The sequence below is a fragment of the Trueperaceae bacterium genome (assembly GCA_019454765.1).
Classification (GTDB): Bacteria; Deinococcota; Deinococci; order Deinococcales; family Trueperaceae; genus JAAYYF01.
In genome coordinates, this window is the sequence record JACFNR010000018.1 from 29,116 (window position 1) to 48,113 (window position 18,998).

General features: G+C 72.2%; 15 protein-coding genes and 2 tRNA genes. 12 read left to right on the forward strand and 5 right to left on the reverse strand.

Translation table 11 applies throughout. The annotated features are described in order from the left end of the window. Positions 1-42: 42 nt before the first annotated feature. Entirely contained in the window at positions 43-1,071 is a 1,029-nt protein-coding gene (locus H3C53_07020) for a J domain-containing protein (protein MBW7916416.1), read from the reverse strand. A gap of 118 nt (positions 1,072-1,189) precedes the next feature. Here H3C53_07020 and H3C53_07025 point away from each other — a divergent pair, with 118 nt between their 5' ends. From H3C53_07025 to H3C53_07040, 4 genes are all read left to right on the forward strand, one after another. Beyond that, complete coding sequence (locus H3C53_07025) at positions 1,190-1,534, forward strand: hypothetical protein (protein MBW7916417.1); 345 nt, start codon at positions 1,190-1,192, stop codon at positions 1,532-1,534. 96 nt (positions 1,535-1,630) lie between these two features. Next, entirely contained in the window at positions 1,631-2,137 is a 507-nt protein-coding gene (locus H3C53_07030) for a DUF4384 domain-containing protein (GenBank protein ID MBW7916418.1), read from the forward strand. Between the two features lie 175 nt (positions 2,138-2,312). Next, the gene (locus tag H3C53_07035; GenBank protein MBW7916419.1) at positions 2,313-3,053 is read left to right on the forward strand and encodes a YebC/PmpR family DNA-binding transcriptional regulator; all 741 of its coding nucleotides are present in this window, start codon (positions 2,313-2,315) and stop codon (positions 3,051-3,053) included. Positions 3,054-3,070: 17 nt separating this feature from the next. After that, positions 3,071-3,778, forward strand: coding sequence for a hypothetical protein (locus H3C53_07040; protein ID MBW7916420.1), 708 nt, complete (start codon positions 3,071-3,073; stop codon positions 3,776-3,778). 86 nt (positions 3,779-3,864) lie between these two features. On the opposite strand, the gene H3C53_07045 is transcribed toward H3C53_07040, so the two are convergent. Next, positions 3,865-3,939, reverse strand: a tRNA-Val gene (locus tag H3C53_07045). Positions 3,940-3,983: 44 nt separating this feature from the next. Further along, a tRNA-Cys gene (locus H3C53_07050) sits at positions 3,984-4,058 on the reverse strand. A gap of 115 nt (positions 4,059-4,173) precedes the next feature. Between H3C53_07050 and dnaE the strand changes: the two genes are divergently transcribed. Beyond that, positions 4,174-7,956: a DNA polymerase III subunit alpha gene (gene dnaE / locus H3C53_07055; GenBank protein MBW7916421.1), complete on the forward strand. Its 3,783-nt coding sequence runs from the start codon at positions 4,174-4,176 to the stop codon at positions 7,954-7,956. A 31-nt stretch (positions 7,957-7,987) separates the two neighbouring features. Here the strand turns inward: dnaE and H3C53_07060 are convergent, their stop codons facing one another. After that, a complete protein-coding gene (locus H3C53_07060) occupies positions 7,988-9,082 on the reverse strand; it encodes a PilT/PilU family type 4a pilus ATPase (GenBank protein MBW7916422.1) in 1,095 nt (364 codons plus the stop codon). 555 nt (positions 9,083-9,637) lie between these two features. On the opposite strand from H3C53_07060, the gene H3C53_07065 reads away from it, so the two are divergent. After that, positions 9,638-10,336, forward strand: coding sequence for a peptidylprolyl isomerase (locus H3C53_07065; GenBank protein ID MBW7916423.1), 699 nt, complete (start codon positions 9,638-9,640; stop codon positions 10,334-10,336). A 56-nt stretch (positions 10,337-10,392) separates the two neighbouring features. Further along, the gene (locus H3C53_07070; GenBank protein MBW7916424.1) at positions 10,393-10,968 is read left to right on the forward strand and encodes a peptidylprolyl isomerase; all 576 of its coding nucleotides are present in this window, start codon (positions 10,393-10,395) and stop codon (positions 10,966-10,968) included. 90 nt (positions 10,969-11,058) lie between these two features. Here the strand turns inward: H3C53_07070 and thrS are convergent, their stop codons facing one another. Further along, positions 11,059-13,044: a threonine--tRNA ligase gene (gene thrS, locus H3C53_07075; protein ID MBW7916425.1), complete on the reverse strand. Its 1,986-nt coding sequence runs from the start codon at positions 13,042-13,044 to the stop codon at positions 11,059-11,061. A gap of 246 nt (positions 13,045-13,290) precedes the next feature. Here thrS and H3C53_07080 point away from each other — a divergent pair, with 246 nt between their 5' ends. The 5 genes from H3C53_07080 to H3C53_07100 form a co-directional block, all read left to right on the forward strand. Further along, on the forward strand, positions 13,291-14,070 hold the full coding sequence (locus tag H3C53_07080; protein MBW7916426.1) for a hypothetical protein: 780 nt from the start codon (positions 13,291-13,293) through the stop codon (positions 14,068-14,070). Between the two features lie 59 nt (positions 14,071-14,129). Then, positions 14,130-15,695 (forward strand): phosphodiester glycosidase family protein, encoded by a 1,566-nt coding sequence (locus H3C53_07085; protein MBW7916427.1) that lies wholly within the window; start codon positions 14,130-14,132, stop codon positions 15,693-15,695. A gap of 101 nt (positions 15,696-15,796) precedes the next feature. Then, positions 15,797-17,326 carry a hypothetical protein gene (locus H3C53_07090; GenBank protein MBW7916428.1) on the forward strand — a complete coding sequence of 510 codons (1,530 nt, stop codon included), beginning with the start codon at positions 15,797-15,799 and terminating at the stop codon, positions 17,324-17,326. Further along, positions 17,323-18,003, forward strand: a complete 681-nt coding sequence (locus tag H3C53_07095) for a hypothetical protein (GenBank protein ID MBW7916429.1) — start codon at positions 17,323-17,325, stop codon at positions 18,001-18,003. The genes H3C53_07090 and H3C53_07095 overlap by 4 nt, the downstream gene beginning before the upstream one ends. Continuing rightward, positions 18,000-18,998 (forward strand): hypothetical protein (locus H3C53_07100; GenBank protein ID MBW7916430.1); only part of this gene is annotated, 999 nt, incomplete at its 3' end. The genes H3C53_07095 and H3C53_07100, both read left to right, overlap by 4 nt.

The following is an 18,998-nucleotide window of genomic DNA, read 5'->3' on the forward strand; positions in this document are numbered from 1 at the left end:
GCCAGCAGCTCGGAACCTTGCAACCGGTCGTTCACGTTCGCGTCACCCTGCCTCGCCTCCAACGCCAAGTCTACGCAACCAGCGGCCCGCGGCGCGAGCCGCGCCCTCGAGCCAGGCAGTGGCGAGCGTGAGCCTCAGGTCGCCGCGCGACCCGCCCGGTCCCGGCAGGCCCATGCCATGGGCGACCACCGTCGCGCCGGCGGCGCTGCCGGGCGGGATGGTCACGGCGACCCCGCTGTACTCGGCCGCGCCACCCCGCGTCGCCTCCCAGGGCGTGACCGTGAGCGGCGCGTGGACGTCGAAGTCGCGCACCTGGGCGTCGGCGGGCTTGGACCAACCGACCTGCACCATCACGTCGCCGGGTGGGTTGCCGGGCCCGCCGGCGCCGGCCAGCCGCAGCCGGGCGCCGACCGGCGTGTTGGGCGGGACCGTTACGTCCAGCTTGGCGCCGCCGCGCCTCACGCCGCGACCGCCGCAGTCTGGGCAGGTGGCGTCCGCGGTGCGCGCTCCGGCCTCGAAAGGTCCGAGGGGCCGCACCACCCCGGCGCCAGGCGCCAGGCGCCCCGTGCCCTTGCACGTGGGGCAGACGCACGGTCCCGGCACGGCGACGACCCTGTTGGTGCCGGCGTGCAGCTCGCCCAGCGTCAGCGCCGCCGTGAGCTCGTACGTCCGGCCCGCCACCAGGCCCGCGCCTCGCAACACTCCCGTCATCATGCCGAAGAGCGCGTCGAAGACGGCGTTGCCGGTGTGGGGCACGCCGCCCTGAGAGCCCCAGTCGACGTGGATGTCCGCGTCGCGGAAGACGTCGCGCCAATCGACCTGGCTCGTGTCGTGGCGGTACCCGGCAGGGCCCTGCCCGCCGAAGCGGTCGTAGCGGGCGCGGGACGCGGGGTCTCGCAGGACGGCGTAGGCCTCCGACAGCTCCTTGAAGCGTTCCTCCGCCTGGCGGTCGCCGGGGTTACGGTCCGGATGGTAGCGTAACGCCTTCTCGCGGTAGGCGGCCTTGAGTGCGTCGGCGTCGGCGTCTCGCGGGACGCCTAGCACCTCGTAGGGGTCGCGGGCCACTGTCACAGGAGCAAGCATACGTTTTTTGAGCGCCGGAGACTAAAGTCCTGGCTGCAGCCGGGCGGTGCTATCTTGGGAACCGGCCGGCGGTACCATCGACGCCTGCCGTGACCGGAGGTGTCGCGTGACGCGAAGGAAGAGGCTGGCGGTCGCCTTCGTGGCCGCCGCGCTGCTCGTGATGGGGCTCTCGGCGTGCCGCAACGAGACCCAGAACCGCATCCGGCGGAGCATCCAGGAGTACACGGCGCAGCGCATGTACATCACCATCTACTCGTACGACGGGAAGGTCGTCTTCACCGGGCTCGTGGACGGGAAGGTCACGCGCAGCGGCAACGCCTCGGAGGGCGGCTCCGGCTCCGAGTCGCTGGGCGACTACATCTACTGGTACGACGAGCGCGGCCGCTACCTCCAGACGGACCTCCCCTACCTCGTCTCCACCTACGACAGGAACGTACCCGCCGCCCCCTGAGGCCACGCCTTGCCGGGGCTCCGCCGCACGGTTAAGGAACGGTGTCCTTGCCGGCTGGGGGAGCGTTGCTACACTTGTGTCAGCTAGGAGGCACACATGAACCTCAAGTCGCTCCGCCTCGCCCTGGTAGCCGCCGCCGCCACGCTGCTCGTGTCGGCGTGCACGATCACCGTGCGGCCCGGCGGCTTCACCAGCTCCGACCTGACGTTGTCGGGCGTGATCCAGGACTTCCAGCCCACGCGCGGCAACGGCGCGGCCTACTACGTCGGCGAGAACGTCGAGTTCAGGCTCGTGACCGACCGGTCTGGTTACGTCACCCTCACCGCGCTGGATCCCGACGGCAAGGTCTACGTCTTCGAGCGCAACATCCCCGTTCAGGCCGGGGTCAACTACCTACCGGTCGCCGGAGCCCGTCACGTCTACTCCGTCAACCCGCCGCTCGGGCAGCAGCGCGTCAGGGCGAGCTTCACCGTCGGGCGCACGGACGGGAGCGTCAAGTACGTCGGCCGCTACGGTGACGGCGACTGGACGAGCGCCATCCAGATCGAGATCCGCCCCTCGCCCGTGCGGGACGTGGCGGAGACCTACTTCTACATCCGCTGACCCGCTGCTCGCCGGCGGTCTGGCGCGTCACGGCACCCCGTCAGGTGCCGTGACGCGCTGTCGGTGGAGTAGAATGAGCGGGCCGCCTAGCGCGTCCAGCGCAGGTCCGGGCCCGACGGCGCCCGCCCTGCCTGCAGCGCGGGCGCGGCGGTGCCCTTCGAAAGGAAACTAGACTTTGGCAGGACATAGCAAGTGGGCCCAGATCAAGCGTAAGAAGGGCGCGCTCGACAAGCAGCGCGGCAAGGTCATCAGCAAGCACGTGCGCGCCATCCAGTCCGCCGTCAGGAGCGGCGGTAGCGGCGACCCTAGCGTGAACCTGCCGCTCAGGAACGCCCTGTCGGCCGCCAAGGTCGACAACGTGCCGATCGACAACGTCGACCGGGCCATCGAGCGCGCGCTGGGTGGCGGCGAGGGAGGCAACTTCGAGCCTGCCTTCTACGAGGGCTACGGCCCCGCCGGAGTCGCCATGCTCGTGGAGACCCTCACCGACAACAAGAACCGCACGGCGGGCGAGGTGAGGCACGTCTTCAGCAAGCACGGCGGCAACATGTCGGGTTCGACCGCGTGGCAGTTCGACACGAAGGGCATGATCACGGTGGATCAGGTCGGCGACGCCGTCGAGGAGGCGGCCATCGAGCTCGGGGCCGACGACATCGAGGTCGACGACGGCACCTCCGTGCTCTACACCCCGCCGGCCGAGCTCTACGCCATCGTCGAGGGCCTGCAGGAGCGAGGGTTGCCGGTCGACGTCGTGCAGCTCACCAAGCTGCCGCAGACCCAGACCGCCCTGACGCCCGAGGAGGCGCGCAAGGTCATGAACTTCCTCGAGAGCTTGGAGGACCTCGACGACGTGCAGAACGTCTACACCACGGCAGCTCTCGACGACGTCGAAGAGGACGTCGACGCGATCGGCTGAGCCGAGAAAGGGTGCCAATGAGCTTTCCGCTCGTCCGCTGGGACGACCTGCCCGCCATCACCTCCAACCAGATGCAGCAGCTCATCATGCTGGCGACAGGCAAGTTCGGTCTCGACACGCGCGTCCTCGTTGAGCACACGGCGAGGAACCTCGTCGCCCTGATCGAGGCGTTCGGCGGCGACGGTCCCGTGCTCGTGGTTGCCGGCCGCGGCAACAACGGTAGCGGCGGCTTGGCGGCGGCGAGGCTGCTGGCGGCGCGCGGCCGCCGGGTGTGGGTGGTGCCCACCCACGAGGCGGAGAACTACTCTGGCACCCCCAAGGAGCAGCTCGAGCACCTGCGGCACTTCGAGCGCGTGAAGGTGCGCACGAGCCTCCCCAAGATGAAGTTCGGCTGCGTCATCGATGCCGCCATCGGCACCAACCTCGAGGGACCGCCGCGCGGCCGCACCCTCGACGTGATCACCGTCCTCAACAACCTGACCGACAGCCTGGTCGTCTCGCTCGACACCCCCACCGGCATGCGCGCCGACGACGGCACCACCCCGGGCGACGTGGTGCGGGCGACCATCACCATGAGCATCGGCCTGCCGAAGGTGGGCGTCAAGCCGGGGGGCAACGTCGGTCGCCTGTTCGTGGGCGACCTGAGCCTGCCGCCTGGACTCTACGAGAACCTGCAGCTCCCTCCTGTCGACCTTCCCGCATACGTGACCGAGGTGGCCGACTAGGGGCCGCGAGACGGCGGGCCTAGCGCCCGCCGCGTGACCGAGCGCGAAGCGGAAGGCCCGCCCCGGCGAACCGGGGCGGGCCTCTTTGGTAGGCGCGGACAGGATTGAACTGTCGACCTCTACAGTGTCAGTGTAGCGCTCTCCCACTGAGCTACGCGCCTGCGGTGCTGCCGTCCGGGCGGGTGGCCGCCGGTCGGGTGGGATGTGGAGGCGCCGACCGGAATCGAACCGGTGAATCGAGGTTTTGCAGACCTCTGCCTTACCGCTTGGCTACGGCGCCAAGCTCACAGAAAGTACCACGCGCGCTTCCGGGGCGTCAACGTGCACGAAACGCGCCCCACACGTGGTGACGCGGTGAGGCGGGAGGCCGCGGCGGCAGGCGGTAAGCTCGGACGATGTCAGGCGGACCGAAGCGCTTCTCGCATCTGCACCAGCACACGGATTACTCGCTCCTGGACGGCGCGGCCAGGATAGGCGACCTCATCGGTTGGGTTCGCGAGGTCTCCCCCGACGACCCCGCCGTCGCCATGACCGACCACGGCAACATGCACGGCGCGGTGGCCTTCTACAAGGCGGCCGTTGCCGCCGGCGTGAAGCCCATCCTCGGGCTCGAGGCCTACGTCGCCTCGGGCTCGCGCTTCGAGAAGCGCCGCGGTTCCAACCGGCTCGACGGCGGTTACTTCCACCTGACGCTCCTCGCCAAGGACTTCACCGGCTACCAGAACCTCTGCCGCCTGAGCAGCCGGGCGTACCTCGAGGGCTTCTACATGAAGCCGCGCGTCGACCTGGAGCTGCTGCGCGAGCACTCGCGCGGGGTGATCGCGCTGTCGGGGTGCCTCGGCGCGCAGATCCCCCGCACCATCCTCGACATCGGACCCGACGCGGGCGAGAAGATCCTGCTCGAGCACCTGAGCATATTCGGCGACGACTTCTTCGTCGAGCTGCAGGACCACGGCCTCGAGGAGCAGCGCCGCCTCAACCCGATCCTCAAGGAGTTCGCCACCCGGCACGGCATCGGCATGGTGGCCACCAACGACGGTCACTACGTTCGCAAGGAGGACGCGCACGCTCACGACGTCCTGCTCGCCATAGGCACGAAGGCGTTGGTGAGCGACGAGGACCGCATGCGCTTCCCGTGCGAGGAGTTCTACGTGAAGAGCCCGGCCGAGATGGCCGCGGCCCTGCCCGAGGCGGAGTACCCCGGCGCCCTCGCCAACACGAACCACGTGGCCGACCTGTGCGACGTGGAGCTTCCCATCGGCAAGAAGCGCGTCTACCAGATGCCGGAGCTCCACCTGCCGGCCGGGGTGACCCTGGCGGAGCAGCTCCGCACCGACGCCTACCGCGGCCTCATGCGGCGCTACCCGGAGCTCGACGAGGCCGCCCTGCGCGCCTACGGCGCGGCCTCCGGCGTGACCGCCGCGGGCAGCGCCCCCCTGGACGCGGTGCTGCTCGGGGTGGCTCGCGCCGGCGAGAAGGGCGCGCGGCCGGCGGCGCCGGGGGAGAACTTCGGGCGGTACGACTACCCGCACCTCGCCGACTTCCTGGCCGGCGACGCCGACGAGGTCGTGAAGACCGTCATGGCGCGCGTCGAGTTCGAGCTCGGCGTGATCATCGCGATGGGGTTCCCCGACTACTTCCTCATCGTCGCCGACTTCATCAACTGGGCCAAGCAGCAGGGCATCGCCGTCGGGCCGGGCCGCGGCTCGGGCGCAGGCTCCATCGTCGCCTACGCGCTGGGCATCACCAACATCGACCCCCTCAGGTACGGCCTGCTGTTCGAGCGCTTCCTCAACCCCGACCGGGTGAGCATGCCCGATTTCGACATCGACTTCTCCGACGTGCGACGCGGCGAGGTGATCGACTACGTGCGCGAGAAGTACGGTCACGACAAGGTGGCCCTCATCGCCACCTTCGGGACGCTCGCGTCGCGCGCCGCCATCAAGGACGCGGCCCGGGTGATGGAGGCGTCGTTCGCGGAGGCCGACAAGGTCGCCAAGCTCGTGCCGCTCAAGTTCGGGCGGAGCATCTCCATCGACGAGGCCCTGAAGGACGTGCCCGAGCTGCGCGACGCCTACGAGGCGGGCGCCAAGGAGTACGTGGACGTGGCCCGCCAGCTCGAGGGGCTCACCCGTCACGCCTCCGTCCACGCCGCCGGCGTGATCATCGCGCGGCACGAGGTGCAGGAGCTGGCGCCCGTCTTCCGCGTCGGGGACGGCCCAGTGGTCTGTCAGTACGACATGGGTTCGATCGAGGAACTCGGCTTCATCAAGATGGACTTCCTGGGCCTGCGCACCCTGTCGCTCATCGAGGCGGCCGTGCGCATCGTGAAGGAGTCGCGCGGCATCGACCTCGACCCCGACGCGTTCCCGGAGGAGGACGCCGACACGTTCCAGTTGCTCGCGCGCGGCGAGTCCTCCGGCGTGTTCCAGTTCGAGGGCTCTGGCATGATCGACACCCTCAAGCGCCTGAAGCCGCGGCGCATCCAGGACCTCATCGCCGTCGGCGCGCTCTTCCGACCCGGGCCGATGGAGAACATCCCCACCTACATCAGGCGCCACCACGGCAAGGAGCCGATCGATTACTCCGACTTCCCGGGCTCCGAGAAGCTACTCGCCCCCATCCTCGAGGAGACGTACGGCATACCCGTCTACCAGGAGCAGATCATGCAGATCGCCCAGGTGGTGGCCGGCTACAGCCTCGGCGAGGCCGACCTGCTGCGGCGCGCGATGGGCAAGAAGAAGGTCGAGGAGATGGTCAAGCACCGCTCCGTCTTCCAGGCCGGCGCGGCCGAGAAGGGCATCGGCGACGCGGAGTCGGGGCGCATCTTCGACCTGCTCGAGCGCTTCGCCAACTACGGCTTCAACAAGTCTCACGCCGCCGCCTACGCAGTCCTGTCGTACCAGACGGCGTACCTGAAGGCCCACTTCCCCGTCGAGTTCGCCGCCGCCCTGCTCACCGTCGAGCGGGGCGACTCGGAGAAGGTGGCGCAGTACGTCGCCGACGCGCGTCACCTCGGCGTCGAGGTGCTGGCGCCCGACATCAACGCCTCGCGCGGCGACTTCACCCCCGTGGAGGGGGTGGTGCGCTTCGGGCTGTACGGCATCAGGAACCTGGGCGACGGCGCGGTCGACCACATCCTGGCGGAACGCGACAGGGGCGGGCCGTTCAAGGACCTGTTCGACTTCTGCCGCCGCGTCGACACCACCGTCGTCAACAGGCGCGCCACGGAGCACCTCGTCAAGTCGGGCGCCATGGACCGCCTCGCCGGGGTCGCGGGGCGCGGCGGCGCCGCCGGCAGGCACCTGCTCCTCGCCAACCTCGAGACGGCCATGCGGTGGGGCGCCGCCGAGCGCGAGCAGGCCGCCTCGGGGCAGATGAGCCTGTTCGGCGTGGAGGAGGTGGCGCCCCCGAGCCTGGCCGACGCGCCCGAGCTGGACGACCTCACCCTGCTGCGCTTCGAGAAGGAGGCCCTCGGCCTCTACATCAGCGCTCACCCCATGGCGTCCTACGTCGGGCTGGCCGACGCGGCCTCGGTCAGCGTGGCCGACCTCGACCGGCGTTACCGCGCGTTCGATCAGGCCGGCGGCAAGGGGCGGCTGAGGCTCGTCCTGGCCGGTCTGCTGCAGAACGTCGTCAAGCGACCGACCCGCAAGGGCGGCATGATGGCTCGCTTCGAGGTGGCGGACGAGACCGGCGCGCGGGAGGTCCTCGCCTTCGGCCGGACCTACGACTCGGTGGCGCCGCTGCTGGAGGAGGACGCCCCGGTGGTGGCCCTCGTCGAGCTGAGCGAGGAGGGCGAGGGGGTCCGCGTCGTGGTGGAGCGCCTGATCAGGTGGGACACGCGGGCCGCGTCGCAGGGCGGGGCGCCGGAGGTGGCGCTGCTAGGCTTCGACCTCACGCAGGTGGGGCGGGGCCAGCTCCTCGAGCTCAGGTCGCTGCTCGACGAGCACGCCGGCCGCACCCCGGTGCGCCTCGCGCTCGAGGTGGACGGGGAGCTCGTCCTCTACGACCTGGAAGGCGCCGCCGTCGACTCGGCCGCGCTCGAGGAGCTCGCCGTCACCTGCCCCTGGCTGAGCGCGCGGGTCACCGTCGATAGGACCGCGCTGTTGGCCGACCGCGGCCAGAACCAGTGGCAGCAGCGGCGGGCGGAACCGGCGGTCGAGACGCCGTTCTGACCCTGCACCTGCGGCGGCCGGGCGCGGGAGGTCAGTCGGCGGCGGCCAGGCGCCGCTCGACGTCGATCTGCGTGGCCGCCATCTTGAACGCCTGTGCGCTGGTGGCGGCGTTGTGGCCCGTGCCGTAGTCGATGATCCCCGCGCCGTACAGCTCCGCCAGGTGCGCGTCGAACGAGCGCATGCCGTCGAGCGTCGCCTCCTTCAGCACGTCGTAGAGCTCCGGGGTGCGCTCCGGGTCGCGCACGAGGTCCTTCACGCGCAGCGTGCCCTTGAGGATCTCCGTGGCGGCGACGCGGCCGCGCCCGCCCGCGCGCGGTAGCAGGCGCTGCGAGACGATGCCCACCAGCGACTCGGCGAACAGGACGCGCGCCGTGTCGCGCTCGTAGGGCGGGAACAGCTCCATCACGCGGTTGATGGTCCTGACCGAGTCTTGCGTGTGCAGCGTGCTGAAGACCAGGTGTCCCGTCTGCGCCGCGCTCAGGGCCGCGGCGGCGGTGGCGTGATCCCTGATCTCGCCGATGAGGATGACGTCGGGGTCCTGGCGCATGGCGGCGACGAGCGCCTCGGCGAACGAGGGGGCGTCGACGCCCAGCTCGCGCTGCACCACGATGGAGTTGCGGGAGCGGTGCAGGTACTCGATGGGGTCCTCCACCGTCACGATCATCTTCGAGTGCGCGGCGTTGATCTCGTGGACGATACGTGCCAGCGTCGTCGACTTGCCGGAGCCGGTCGGGCCGGTCACGAGCACGAGCCCCTTCTCCTGGTCCCGCAGGTAGTCGATCGTGTCGGCCGGGAGGTCGACGACCTGCAGCGACTCCTCGTCGGAGTTCACCACGCGCAAGACGGCGCTGACGCTCCCCCGCTGCCTGAACAGGTTGACGCGGAAGCGCCCCAACCCGGTCACGGCGTACGCCAGGTCGACCTGGTGCTTCGTCTCGAACGCCGCCTTGTGGCGCTCGTCGCACATGAGGTCGATGAGCGCCGCCGTGAACTTGGGCGTGATGCGGGCCTCCGTCACGGGCGTGAGCCTGCCGCTAACGCGGGCCATGGCGGGCAGGCCCACGTGAAGGTGAACGTCGGAGGCCCCCTGTTCGACGATCTGTCGCAGCAAGTCGTTGAAGTGCATACTCGGACTCTATCGACGTCGCCTGACGGCGTTCTTTCTTGAGCGGAGCCGCCCGGCCCCCGCGATGTGCCCGGCGGGGTGCCGGCCGCCCGCGTAGTGAACGCGGGCGACGCCACGTGGTGGCCGCGAGCCGGTAGACTGCTGCGTCATGACGGAACCCACCCACGAACTCACCGGCGCCCGACCGGTCGCCGCTGCCGTCGCGGGGGGCGCAGCGTGACCCGCGTCGCCGCCCTCGTGATCCTCCTCGTCGTCATCGTCGCGAGCGGCTTCTGGCTGGCGCGCGACCGCTCGACGCCGACGGGTGGGGGCGCGGACGGGGAGGTCGCCGCTGACGCGGCACCCGCCGCCGCCCAACCGGGAACACCCACCCCCGCGGCGCCCGAGGCCGGGCAGGCGGAGGTCGCCGCGGGCGGTGAGCCCGTGGGGGCGCCGGCCGCCGCGGGCGAGGCCGCGAGCGATCCGGCACCGACCGCGTTGACGCTGCCGGCGGGCTACGAGCAGGTGCCCTACCTCGTGGACGAGCCGCAGCAGGCGTTCGACGCCCCGCAGCAGGTGCTCGATCCCGACCTCGACTACGTGGCCGTGCTCCGCACCAACCGCGGCGACCTCACCGTCGACCTGTACTCGCGCCGCGCGCCGAACACCGTAAACAACTTCGTGTTCCTTGCGCTCAACCACTTCTACGACGGCGTGCCGTTCCACCGGGTCTTGGAGGGCTTCATGGCGCAGACGGGCGACCCGACGGGCACCGGCCGCGGCGGCCCCGGCTACCAGTTCGACGACGAGATCGCGGCCGACCTGCACTTCGACGCTCGCGGCATCCTCGCCATGGCCAACGCAGGCAAGGCGGCCGACGGCAGCGGCACGAACGGGTCGCAGTTCTTCATCACCTTCGAACCCACGCCCTGGCTCGACGGCAACCACACGATCTTCGGCCACGTCATCGCCGGCGACCCGGTGCTCGACGCGATCACGCGCGTCGATCCGGGCACCCCCAGCGTGATCGCCTACGTCGACGAACCCGCGACCGACCTGGCCGCCAAGGGCATCGACCTGCCCGCGGCCGAAGGCCAGACCGTGGGGGACGCGGTCGAGGCCCTGCTCGGCACCATGCCGGTGGCGGGGCAGTCGTTCAACCTCGCAGGCTACGTCGTGGCCGTCGGGCAGGCCGGCGGGGAACCCGCCTTCGGCTTCTTCCGGGCGCCCGACCAGTTGGAGACCGTCGTCATCGCCGCGCGACCGCGCGAGTGACCGAGCGAACGGAGGTCCGCGTGGCGCCAGTCGCGCGTGCCGGAAAGGTCCACCCCATGAACGAACTGTTGACCGGTTTCAGGAGCGTCGAGCCGCTCGCCGCCGAGCGCCGCACGCGCTTCGAGCGGGCCGAGGACGTGCTGGAAGACGGCGCGGAGTACCGCGCCGTGATCACGACCAACAAGGGCGAGCTCGTCCTCGAGCTCTACCCCGACCAGGCGCCGCGGACGGTGAACAACTTCGTCTTCCTCGCCCTGAACCGCTACTACGACGGGGTGGTCTTCCACCGCGTCCTCGAGGACTTCATGGCGCAGACGGGCGACCCGACGGGCACCGGCACCGGCGGTCCCGGTTACACGTTCGCGGACGAGTTCCACGCCGACCTGCGCCACCGCGGCGTCGGCGTGCTCAGCATGGCGAACGCCGGTCCCGGCTTCAGGGGCGAGGGGACGAACGGGTCGCAGTTCTTCATCACCTTCACCGACACGCCGTGGCTCGACGGCAAGCACAGCGTGTTCGGCAAGGTCATCGGGGGAGCGGACGTGCTCGACCGGATCCAACGGATCGACCCCAGCCGGCGCGGCGGCCCGGATCCCGACCGGATGGAGTCCGTCGTCATCTACACCCGCTGACCCCCTAGCCGAGCCACGGCACCTTCGCGAACGGCGCGCGACGACCCGCGAGGGGTCGCGCGCCAGGGCCTTCGGGGGCGCCGCCCCGCGTCAGGCCAGAGGGTTCACCTTGAGGAGGCGCCGCACGTGAGCGTCGCGCAGGTGCGCCACGAACGCCTCCGCCGCCACCCCGTGGCGCTCCGGCTCCTGGCGGCTCCGGAACGACACCTGCCTGGCAGCCTCCTCCTTGTCGCCGACGACGACGATGTAGGGCACCTTGTAGAGCTCGGCGTCGCGGATCTTGGCGTTCATGCGCTCGTTGCTGTCGTCGACCTCGCTGCGGAGTCCCGCGGCCTCCAGCAGCTCCTGCAGGCCACGCGCGTAACCGGCGTGACGGTCCGCGATGGGCACGATCCTCACCTGCTCGGGCGCCAACCACACCGGGAAGTCGCCTGCGAAGTGCTCGATGAGGAAACCGATGAAGCGTTCGTGCGTGGAGAGGGGCGCCCGGTGCAGGCACAGGGGCGTCCGGCGTTCGTTGTGCTCGTCGACGTACGTGAGGTCGAAACGTGCTGGCTGCGCGAAGTCGACCTGGTTGGTGGCCAGCGTGAACTCGCGCCCGATGGCGCTCTTGATCTGCACGTCGATCTTGGGTCCGTAGAAGGCCGCCTCGTCCTCGGCCTCGACGAACGGCACGCCCGCCGCCAGCAGCGCGTCGCGGACCATGGCCTCCGTCTTCACCCAGAGCTCGGGCTGATCGACGTACTTCTTCCCCAGGCCTTCGACCGAGTGCTTCGAGAGCCGCATCACGTAATCGTCGATGCCGAACAGGTCGAAGTACTTGGTGTAGAGGTCGATGACGGCTAGGAACTCCGCCTCGAACTGCTCCTCCGTGCAGTAGATGTGCGCGTCGTTCATCTGCATGGAGCGCACGCGCATCAGGCCCATGAGCGCCCCGGAGTCCTCGTAGCGGTAGCAGGTGCCGTACTCCGCCAGCCTGAGCGGCAGGTCGCGGTAGCTGTGCTGGCGCGCCGCGTAGATCTTGTGGTGGAACGGGCAGTTCATGGGCTTGACGTAGTACTTCTCCCCATCCTCCAGGACCATGGGCGGGTACATCGAGTCGGCGTAGTAGGGCAGGTGCCCCGACTTCACGAAGAGCTGCTCCTTGGTGAGGTGAGGGCTGCGCACGCGCTTGTAGCCGGCGGCCTCCTCCGTCTCCTTCGCCAGGCGCTCGATCTCCTCCACCATGATGGCGCCGCGCGGCAACCATAGCGGCAGTCCGGGGCCGACGTCCTCGTCCAGCACGAAGATGTCGAGCTCGGCGCCGAGCTTGCGGTGGTCGCGCCGCTTCGCCTCCTCCAGCTGCCAGAGGTGACGCTCGAGCTCCTCCTTGGTCGCGAACGCCACGCCGTAGATGCGTTGCAGCATGGGACGCGACTCGTCGCCGCGCCAGTACGCGCCCGCCACGCTCATCAGCTTGAAGCTGGCGGGGACCGCCCCGGTGCGGGGCAGGTGCGGGCCGCGGCACAGGTCGGTGAAGCCGCCGGCGCCGCCCTGCTCGTAGAAGCTGATCGCCTCGCCGACCGGCAGGTCGGTTATGAGCTCCACCTTGTACGGGTCGCCTTGCGCTTCGAAGCGCGCCAACGCCTCGGGCCTTGGCAGCTCGTACTTCACGAGCGGCAGGTCGGCGGCCACGATGGCGCGCATGCGCGCCTCGATGGCCGTCAGGTCCTCGGGCGTCAGGGAGCGCGGCAGGTCGAAGTCGTAGTAGAAGCCGTTGTCGATGACCGGTCCCACACCCATCTTGACCGACTCCGCCGGGTGGCCCTCGGCCACGAACAGCTCGCGGACGGCCTGCGCCATCACGTGCGCCAGCGTGTGGCGCGCCAGGAAGATGGCGTCGTCGGCGTCGCGCTTCGTGACGATGGCCACGTGTGCCCCTGCCGGGACGGCGCTCTGGAGGTCCGACAGGCGCCCGTCGACGCGGACGCCGAGGGCGGCCTTGGCTAGGCCCGGGCCGATGGCGCCGGCAACGTCGGCGCCGGTGGCGCCGGCGGGGACGTCGAGCCGCTTACCGTCGGGAAGAACCACGAACATCTCTCACCTGAACCGATCTGGTGGTCGCGCCGGGGCGCGTTACCGTGCATCCGTCTTTGGGGGTGCCGGGAACCCCGGCAGGCCGGTGGGCGTCGACTAGGCAGTCGAGGCGGCCCGCACCGGCGTTCGCCGCGCGTGGGCGCGCGGGGCGCCGTCGCCGGTGTCGCCGTGCCGGACCGCGTGCTGCACGGGCCGATACTACCACGAGGCTCAGGCCCCGGCCCGAGCCTTGGTAAGCTCTCGTCCATGCATATCGTGGCACTGGTCACGGAAGACGCCGACCTCAGACACGCGCTCCGCGACTTCCATGACGGGGCCGGGCGCTTCCTGCTCCACCCCGTCCCGGACGGCTCCATGAGCGACCTGGTCAGGGCCCTTCCCAGGCTCGACTTCGCCGGCGCCCTCGTGCTCGACGAGGCGCGACAGGCCGAGGCGAAGGCGCTGGCGGCCCGGAGCTCGCTGGACGCGGCGGACCTGGGGGTTGCCGACACCTTGACGGTCACGCAGGCCGGTGTGATGGCGGACCACTCGTTCGGGCGCGCCCTCACGGCCATGCTCGCCGCCCGGCGCTGGCACGCGGACGGCGCCCACGCCGTCGTCCTCGGGGCCGGCCCGTACGCCAGGGCCACGGCGCGCGAGTTGGTGCGGCTCGGCGTGGCCTCCCTGGCCATCCTCGCGGCCGACCGCGTGACGGCCGAGCGGGCCAAGCCGGAGGCCGCCGGCACCAACGTCTACGCGCGCTCGCTGCACGACCCGCTCTGCACGACGCTGCTCGAGCGCGCCGACCTCGTCGTGAGGCTGGACGCGTCCGCGCGCGTGCCCGACGAGCTGCTCGGCCCACACCTCACGATCGTCGACCTGGCCGACACTGCCGTCTCCGAACTCCGGAGCCGGGCCCTCGCCCTGGGAGGGCTGACCTTCAACCGCCGCGACCTCGAGGCCTACCGCTTCGAGCTGGCGCTCAGCCAGATCCTGGGCGGTTCGGTCGGCCTGGAGCCCATCCTCGCCCTCTTCCACGGCCTGTAACCGCGCCACTGTCGGCTGCTTTCATCAAAGACTCGGCGCGGCCTGCGACACTCGGCAGGATGCGTCGGCACCTCCTCCGTCCGGTCCTCTTCCTCCTCGTAGCCGCCGCGGCCGCCATGGCCGGCGCCGAGGCCGCCGGGGCGGCGGGACCCTACTACCGGCTGCCGGGCGCCACGGCCGGCGTGGCCGAGGACGCCATCACCATCGTGTACGGCCCCTACCACGAGACGTACGTCCCCGGCCTCGGCTGGTTGTCCAACATGAACGCCGACCCGCCCCTCCTCGTCGACGGCGAGGTGCTCGTCAACGGCTCCGTGCTGGACGCCCTCGGCGTCACCACCCCGCGGCTGGAAGGGATCAGGTCGGCGGGCGGCGCCGAGGTCCGCATCGTGCTCGACCTCCCCGGCCTGGCGCCCGAGGCGCTGACCGGGCTGCGGCAGGGGGGATCGCGGGAGGCCGGCACGCCGCTCGGCCTCGACCTGCCGCCGCTGCTCCTGCCCGCCGCCGCGCCGGACGACGTCGCGGGGCTGGAGCTCACGCTGGACCAGGGCCCGCAGGGAACCCGGCTCCAGCTAGCCGGTCCCGCCTTCGACTACGCCGTGTTCCCACTCGCCGACCCGACGCGGCTCGTCATCGACGTCGCCCCCCGGCGCGACCTCAGCGACCTGGTCGAGGTGGAGCGGAGCGTCGCTCCCGGCGTGACCTACCGGCGTTACCGTGTCTACTCGGCCAGCGGCCCGAGCGTCGTGCACCTCGTGAGCATCGCGCCAGGCAGCGGCGAGCTGAGGGTCGTCGGTGAGAGCCGGGTGCCGCGCACGGTCTCCCAGCTGGGGGCCGGGGCGCTGGTGGCGCTCAACGCCGGCTACTTCGACACGAGCGACTACGCCGCCATCGGCCTCCTCAAGGTCGACTACGGACTCCTGTCGCTGCCGAGCCGCGGGCGCGCCGGCGTGGCCTTCTCCCCCGCCGCCCCTCCGCTCATCGACCGGCTCGACGCGGACGTCCTCCTCTACACGGCGAACGGCCCCATCAGGGTCGGAGCCGCCAACGGCGACGGCGTGGTCGTGACCACGACCCCTGGCGCCCTGACGGGCACGGCGTCGCAGGGGGTACTCGTCGTCGAGGACGGCGTGGTGGTGGAGAACAAGGTGGGGCCGCGCCTGGCACCCGTCGGGGGCTTCGCCCTCGCCTACCCGCCCACCAACCGGCAACTGGCGTTGCTGGACGCCGGCGACGAGGTGGCGCTCGACACCAACCTCAAGCCGAGCGCCTTCGAGGGGGCGCGCTACGCCGTGGAGGCCGGGCCACTACTCGTGCGTGACGGCGTCGCCGCCTACGACCCCAGCGCGGAGGGGTTCGCCTCCGGTCAACGCATCCTCGACGGCCTCACGCAGCAGGCCGCCATCGGGGTGATGCCCGACGGTACGACGCTCTTCGTGGTGGCCGAGACCATGCGGGCCGAGGACCTCGTGCAGCTCTTCCTCGGGCTGGGCGTCGACCGCGCCATGCGCTTCGACAGCGGTAGCAGCACTACCCTGGTGATCGACGGCGAGCTGATGAACCGGAAGACCGAACGCAAGGTCGTGAGCGCCGTCGTGCTCGTTGCGCCCACCGCCGCGCGCTGAGCGCCCACGACCTAGCGGGGCGGTGTCAGCCCGCCCCGCTAGGCAGCAGCCCACGCCGCTACCCGCGCCGGCTCGGGCCGCCCGTATACTTCCAGTCCCAGATGCCATCGCCCCGCGCCCAGCTAGTGACCACGGCTCGGCGGCCCCCGCGCGCGCGAGCCGCGCTGGCCGCGTGCGTCGCCCTCCTGGCCGGCGCCTGGGCCGGGGCGCTGGCGGCAGAGCCGCAGGCGAGCGTCGTTCTCGGGGTCGGCAACCAGGTCGTGGCGGGCGCCTGGAACCCCTTGAGGGTGGTGACGCGCGACCTGCCGGCCAGCACCTTCACGGCGGTGCTGGACGTCGGCACGCTCAAAGGTGGCGCGGTGGACGTGACCATCACCCACGAGCTCCCCGGCGGCGGTGGGGTGCACGCCCTCGAGACGGACCTGTTCGTGCCGCCCTTCCGCTCGGTGGCTTGGCGTGTCGTCTCGGGCGACCGCGTGGTGGCCAGTGGCTCGCTCGGCAGCCGCGATTCCGACGAGCGCCCCCTCGCCCTCCTCCTGCAGGAGCGGGGCGCCGCCCTGCCCGACCTCGCCGGTGCCGCCGGTTGGCCCGACGCGCGCCTGGTGGAGGTCGCGCCGTCCGACCTGCCCATCACCCCGGCGGCGTACGGCGGGGTCGTGGGGCTCATCGTCGACCACCCCGCGCCGCCCCTGGAGGCCCTGGTGGCCGCCGCCGTCGCGGGGGTCAAGGTCGTCCTCCTCGAGGCGCCCGCGGCGTACCCCGCCCCGGTGGCCAGCTTGGTGGGCGAGCGCGGCGCGGCGCGGTTGGGCGCCGGCTGGCTCGTCGCCGGCGCGGCGCGCGGCGCGCCGGCGACCGGGCTGGTGACCGTGCGGCCCCTAGAGCTGCTCACGGCTGCACTCGCCGAGCCGCTCGTCGCGCCCCCGGAACCCGTACCGTTCCGGACCGTGCTGATCGGCGCCGCCGTGTACGCGGCCGCGCTGCTGGTGCTCCTCCGCTTCGGCGGGCAGCAAGGCCTGATCTCCGCGGTGCTGGTGGCCGGCCTGGCCGGGGCGCTCGCGTGGGCGCTCGCCCGGCCGGCGGCCGCTCAGTTCGAGGGCGGCGTCGCCGTTGGGGTGGTCGGAGGCCCGCTGGCCCTCGTGCACGAGGCGCGGGAGCGCCTCACCCTGCCGTCTGCGCGACTGGAGTTCGAACCGACCGCCGCGCCCGCCCTGCCGCGCGGTTACGACGCCGACGACAGGCGGGTGAGCATCCCGACCGACGCCTGGCGCAACGTCATCGTGTGGCTGCCGCCGCGCGCGGTGGCGAGCCCGCTGACGGTGAGCGGGACCCGCCTCGTCAACGTCTCGGCCGCGCCCCTCGTCGGGGTCTACGTCGTCGGCCTGGGGGCGCAACCCGACGTTGCGCCCGGTGCGGTCGTCACGCTGGCGCCGGGCGAGGAGGGCGCTTTCCCCCCGACTCCCCCCGGCGTCTACGCCGCCCTGACGCAACTGCTTCCGGCAGGCACGGTGCTGGCCACCAGCGGCTGCGAGTCGGGCGCCTGCGTGGTGTGGCTCGCCGACACGGACCTGGGCGGCGCACCCGGTGGCCCCCACGCGGGCGCGGGCGCGGCCGGGCCGGGAGCTGAGCCATGAACCGCCTCGAGGCCGTGTCGGCACGCCTCCTGCGGCCGGACCTCTCCCAGGGCGGCACGCTGCTCCTGGCCGTCCTGGCCGTGGTCCTGGTCGCCAACTGGCCTAACGGCGGCGCCAGGGTGAACGAGTCATGGGCGGTGGTCGGGCCGCTGCGCAGTAGCGCCCTGGCGCTCCTCGCCGTCGTGCTAGGCGCCAGGCAGGCGGGCGTGGCCGGCGCCTGGGGCGCTGCCGGTCCGGCGGTCGGGCGCACCGCCGGGACCCCGGGCGCGGCCGAGCAGGGTGCCGACACCCTGCTCGACACTTGGCTCGCGCTCCTCGCCGTGGCCCTCCTCAGCTGGCCGCTCGAGCTCGTGGCGCAGGCGGGCAGCTACCCCGCCGTCCCGGGCTACTGGCCGGCGCTGCTGGCGCCCATCACGATGAGTGGGTACTACGGGCTCGGCCTGCTCCTCGGCAGGCTCGTGCGGGGGCGGTTCGCGGGGGCCCTGTTGCTGCTCCTCGTCCCCGCGACGTGCGCGCTGCTGGTGTGGACCGACCTCGCTCTGGGGCTCGTGGTCACCAACCCGTGGACGGCGCCCGCCGCGGTGGCGCCCGCCTACCCTCCCGCCATGGTGGCCCTGGCCCTCGTCGGCCTGGCGGTCAGCCGGTGGCGCCGCCACCCGAGCGGGGTGCCATCGTGATCAACCCGAGCCGCCTGCGCCGCGAGGAGGCGCCGGCCGACGCCGCGTTCACCCTTCACCTCCGGACCGCCGGGCGCCTGGCGCTGGCGCGGCGCGGCACGCGCGCGGCCCTGGGCGCGCTGCTGGCCTCCTGCGCGGCCACGCTCGTCGCCGCCCGGTTCGGGATGCCCCTCCCCTACCACCTGGCGGCCGTGCTGCTCGGCGGCCTGGCGGGAGCCCTCGCGCCGCTCGCGCCGCCCACGCGCGAGGCGCTCGCCCACATCTCGCGCCGCACCGGTTGGGCGTACGAGGCGGCGCTCGAGCTGCTGGCGCGGCGCGCCTCCGCATCCGCAGCGGGGGGAGGAGCCGCTCTAGCGGGCGACGAGGCCGACGAGTTCGGGCTCGAAGCCGACCTCCTCGCGCGGGCCCGCCGCGCAGTGGCCGACTACTCGCCCGCCCCCACCCCGCGCTGGTGGCTGCCGCTGGCCGTCGCCGCGCTGGCACTGACGGCCTTGCCGCCGTTGCTCCGCGCCGCCGCGCCGGCCGCTCCCACCCACAGCACGGCCGACTCCACGAGCGGCTCGACCGACCGCTCGCCGTTCTCCCCCGCCGATGATCTCCTCGGCCTGCCAAGGACCGCCGGCCGCGCCGAGGACCCGGCCGCCGCGGGGGCTGCGTCGGGGCGGGTAGACGCGCCCGACGTTGCCCCACCCGCGGGCGCGGGCGGCGATGGCGACGCCCTCTCGCGCTACCTCGAGGCGTTGCGGCAGGGCCAGGGCTCCTCGGCGCCGCCCGGCGCGGCGGGCGCCGCCGGTGGCGGCGCCGGTGGGGCCGCCGGTGGCGGGGCGGGTCAGGGGGGCGAGGGCGCGGCCACACCACCGGCCGGGCGGGCGCCGGCCGAGCTCGAGCCCGGCCGGGCGACGGGCGCCACCGGCGGGGGCTCGGCCGTCCCCGGAGCGCCCGCGGCCCCCGACCGCGAATCCGCCTCCGCAGGTGACGCCGCGGGTGAAGCCGCG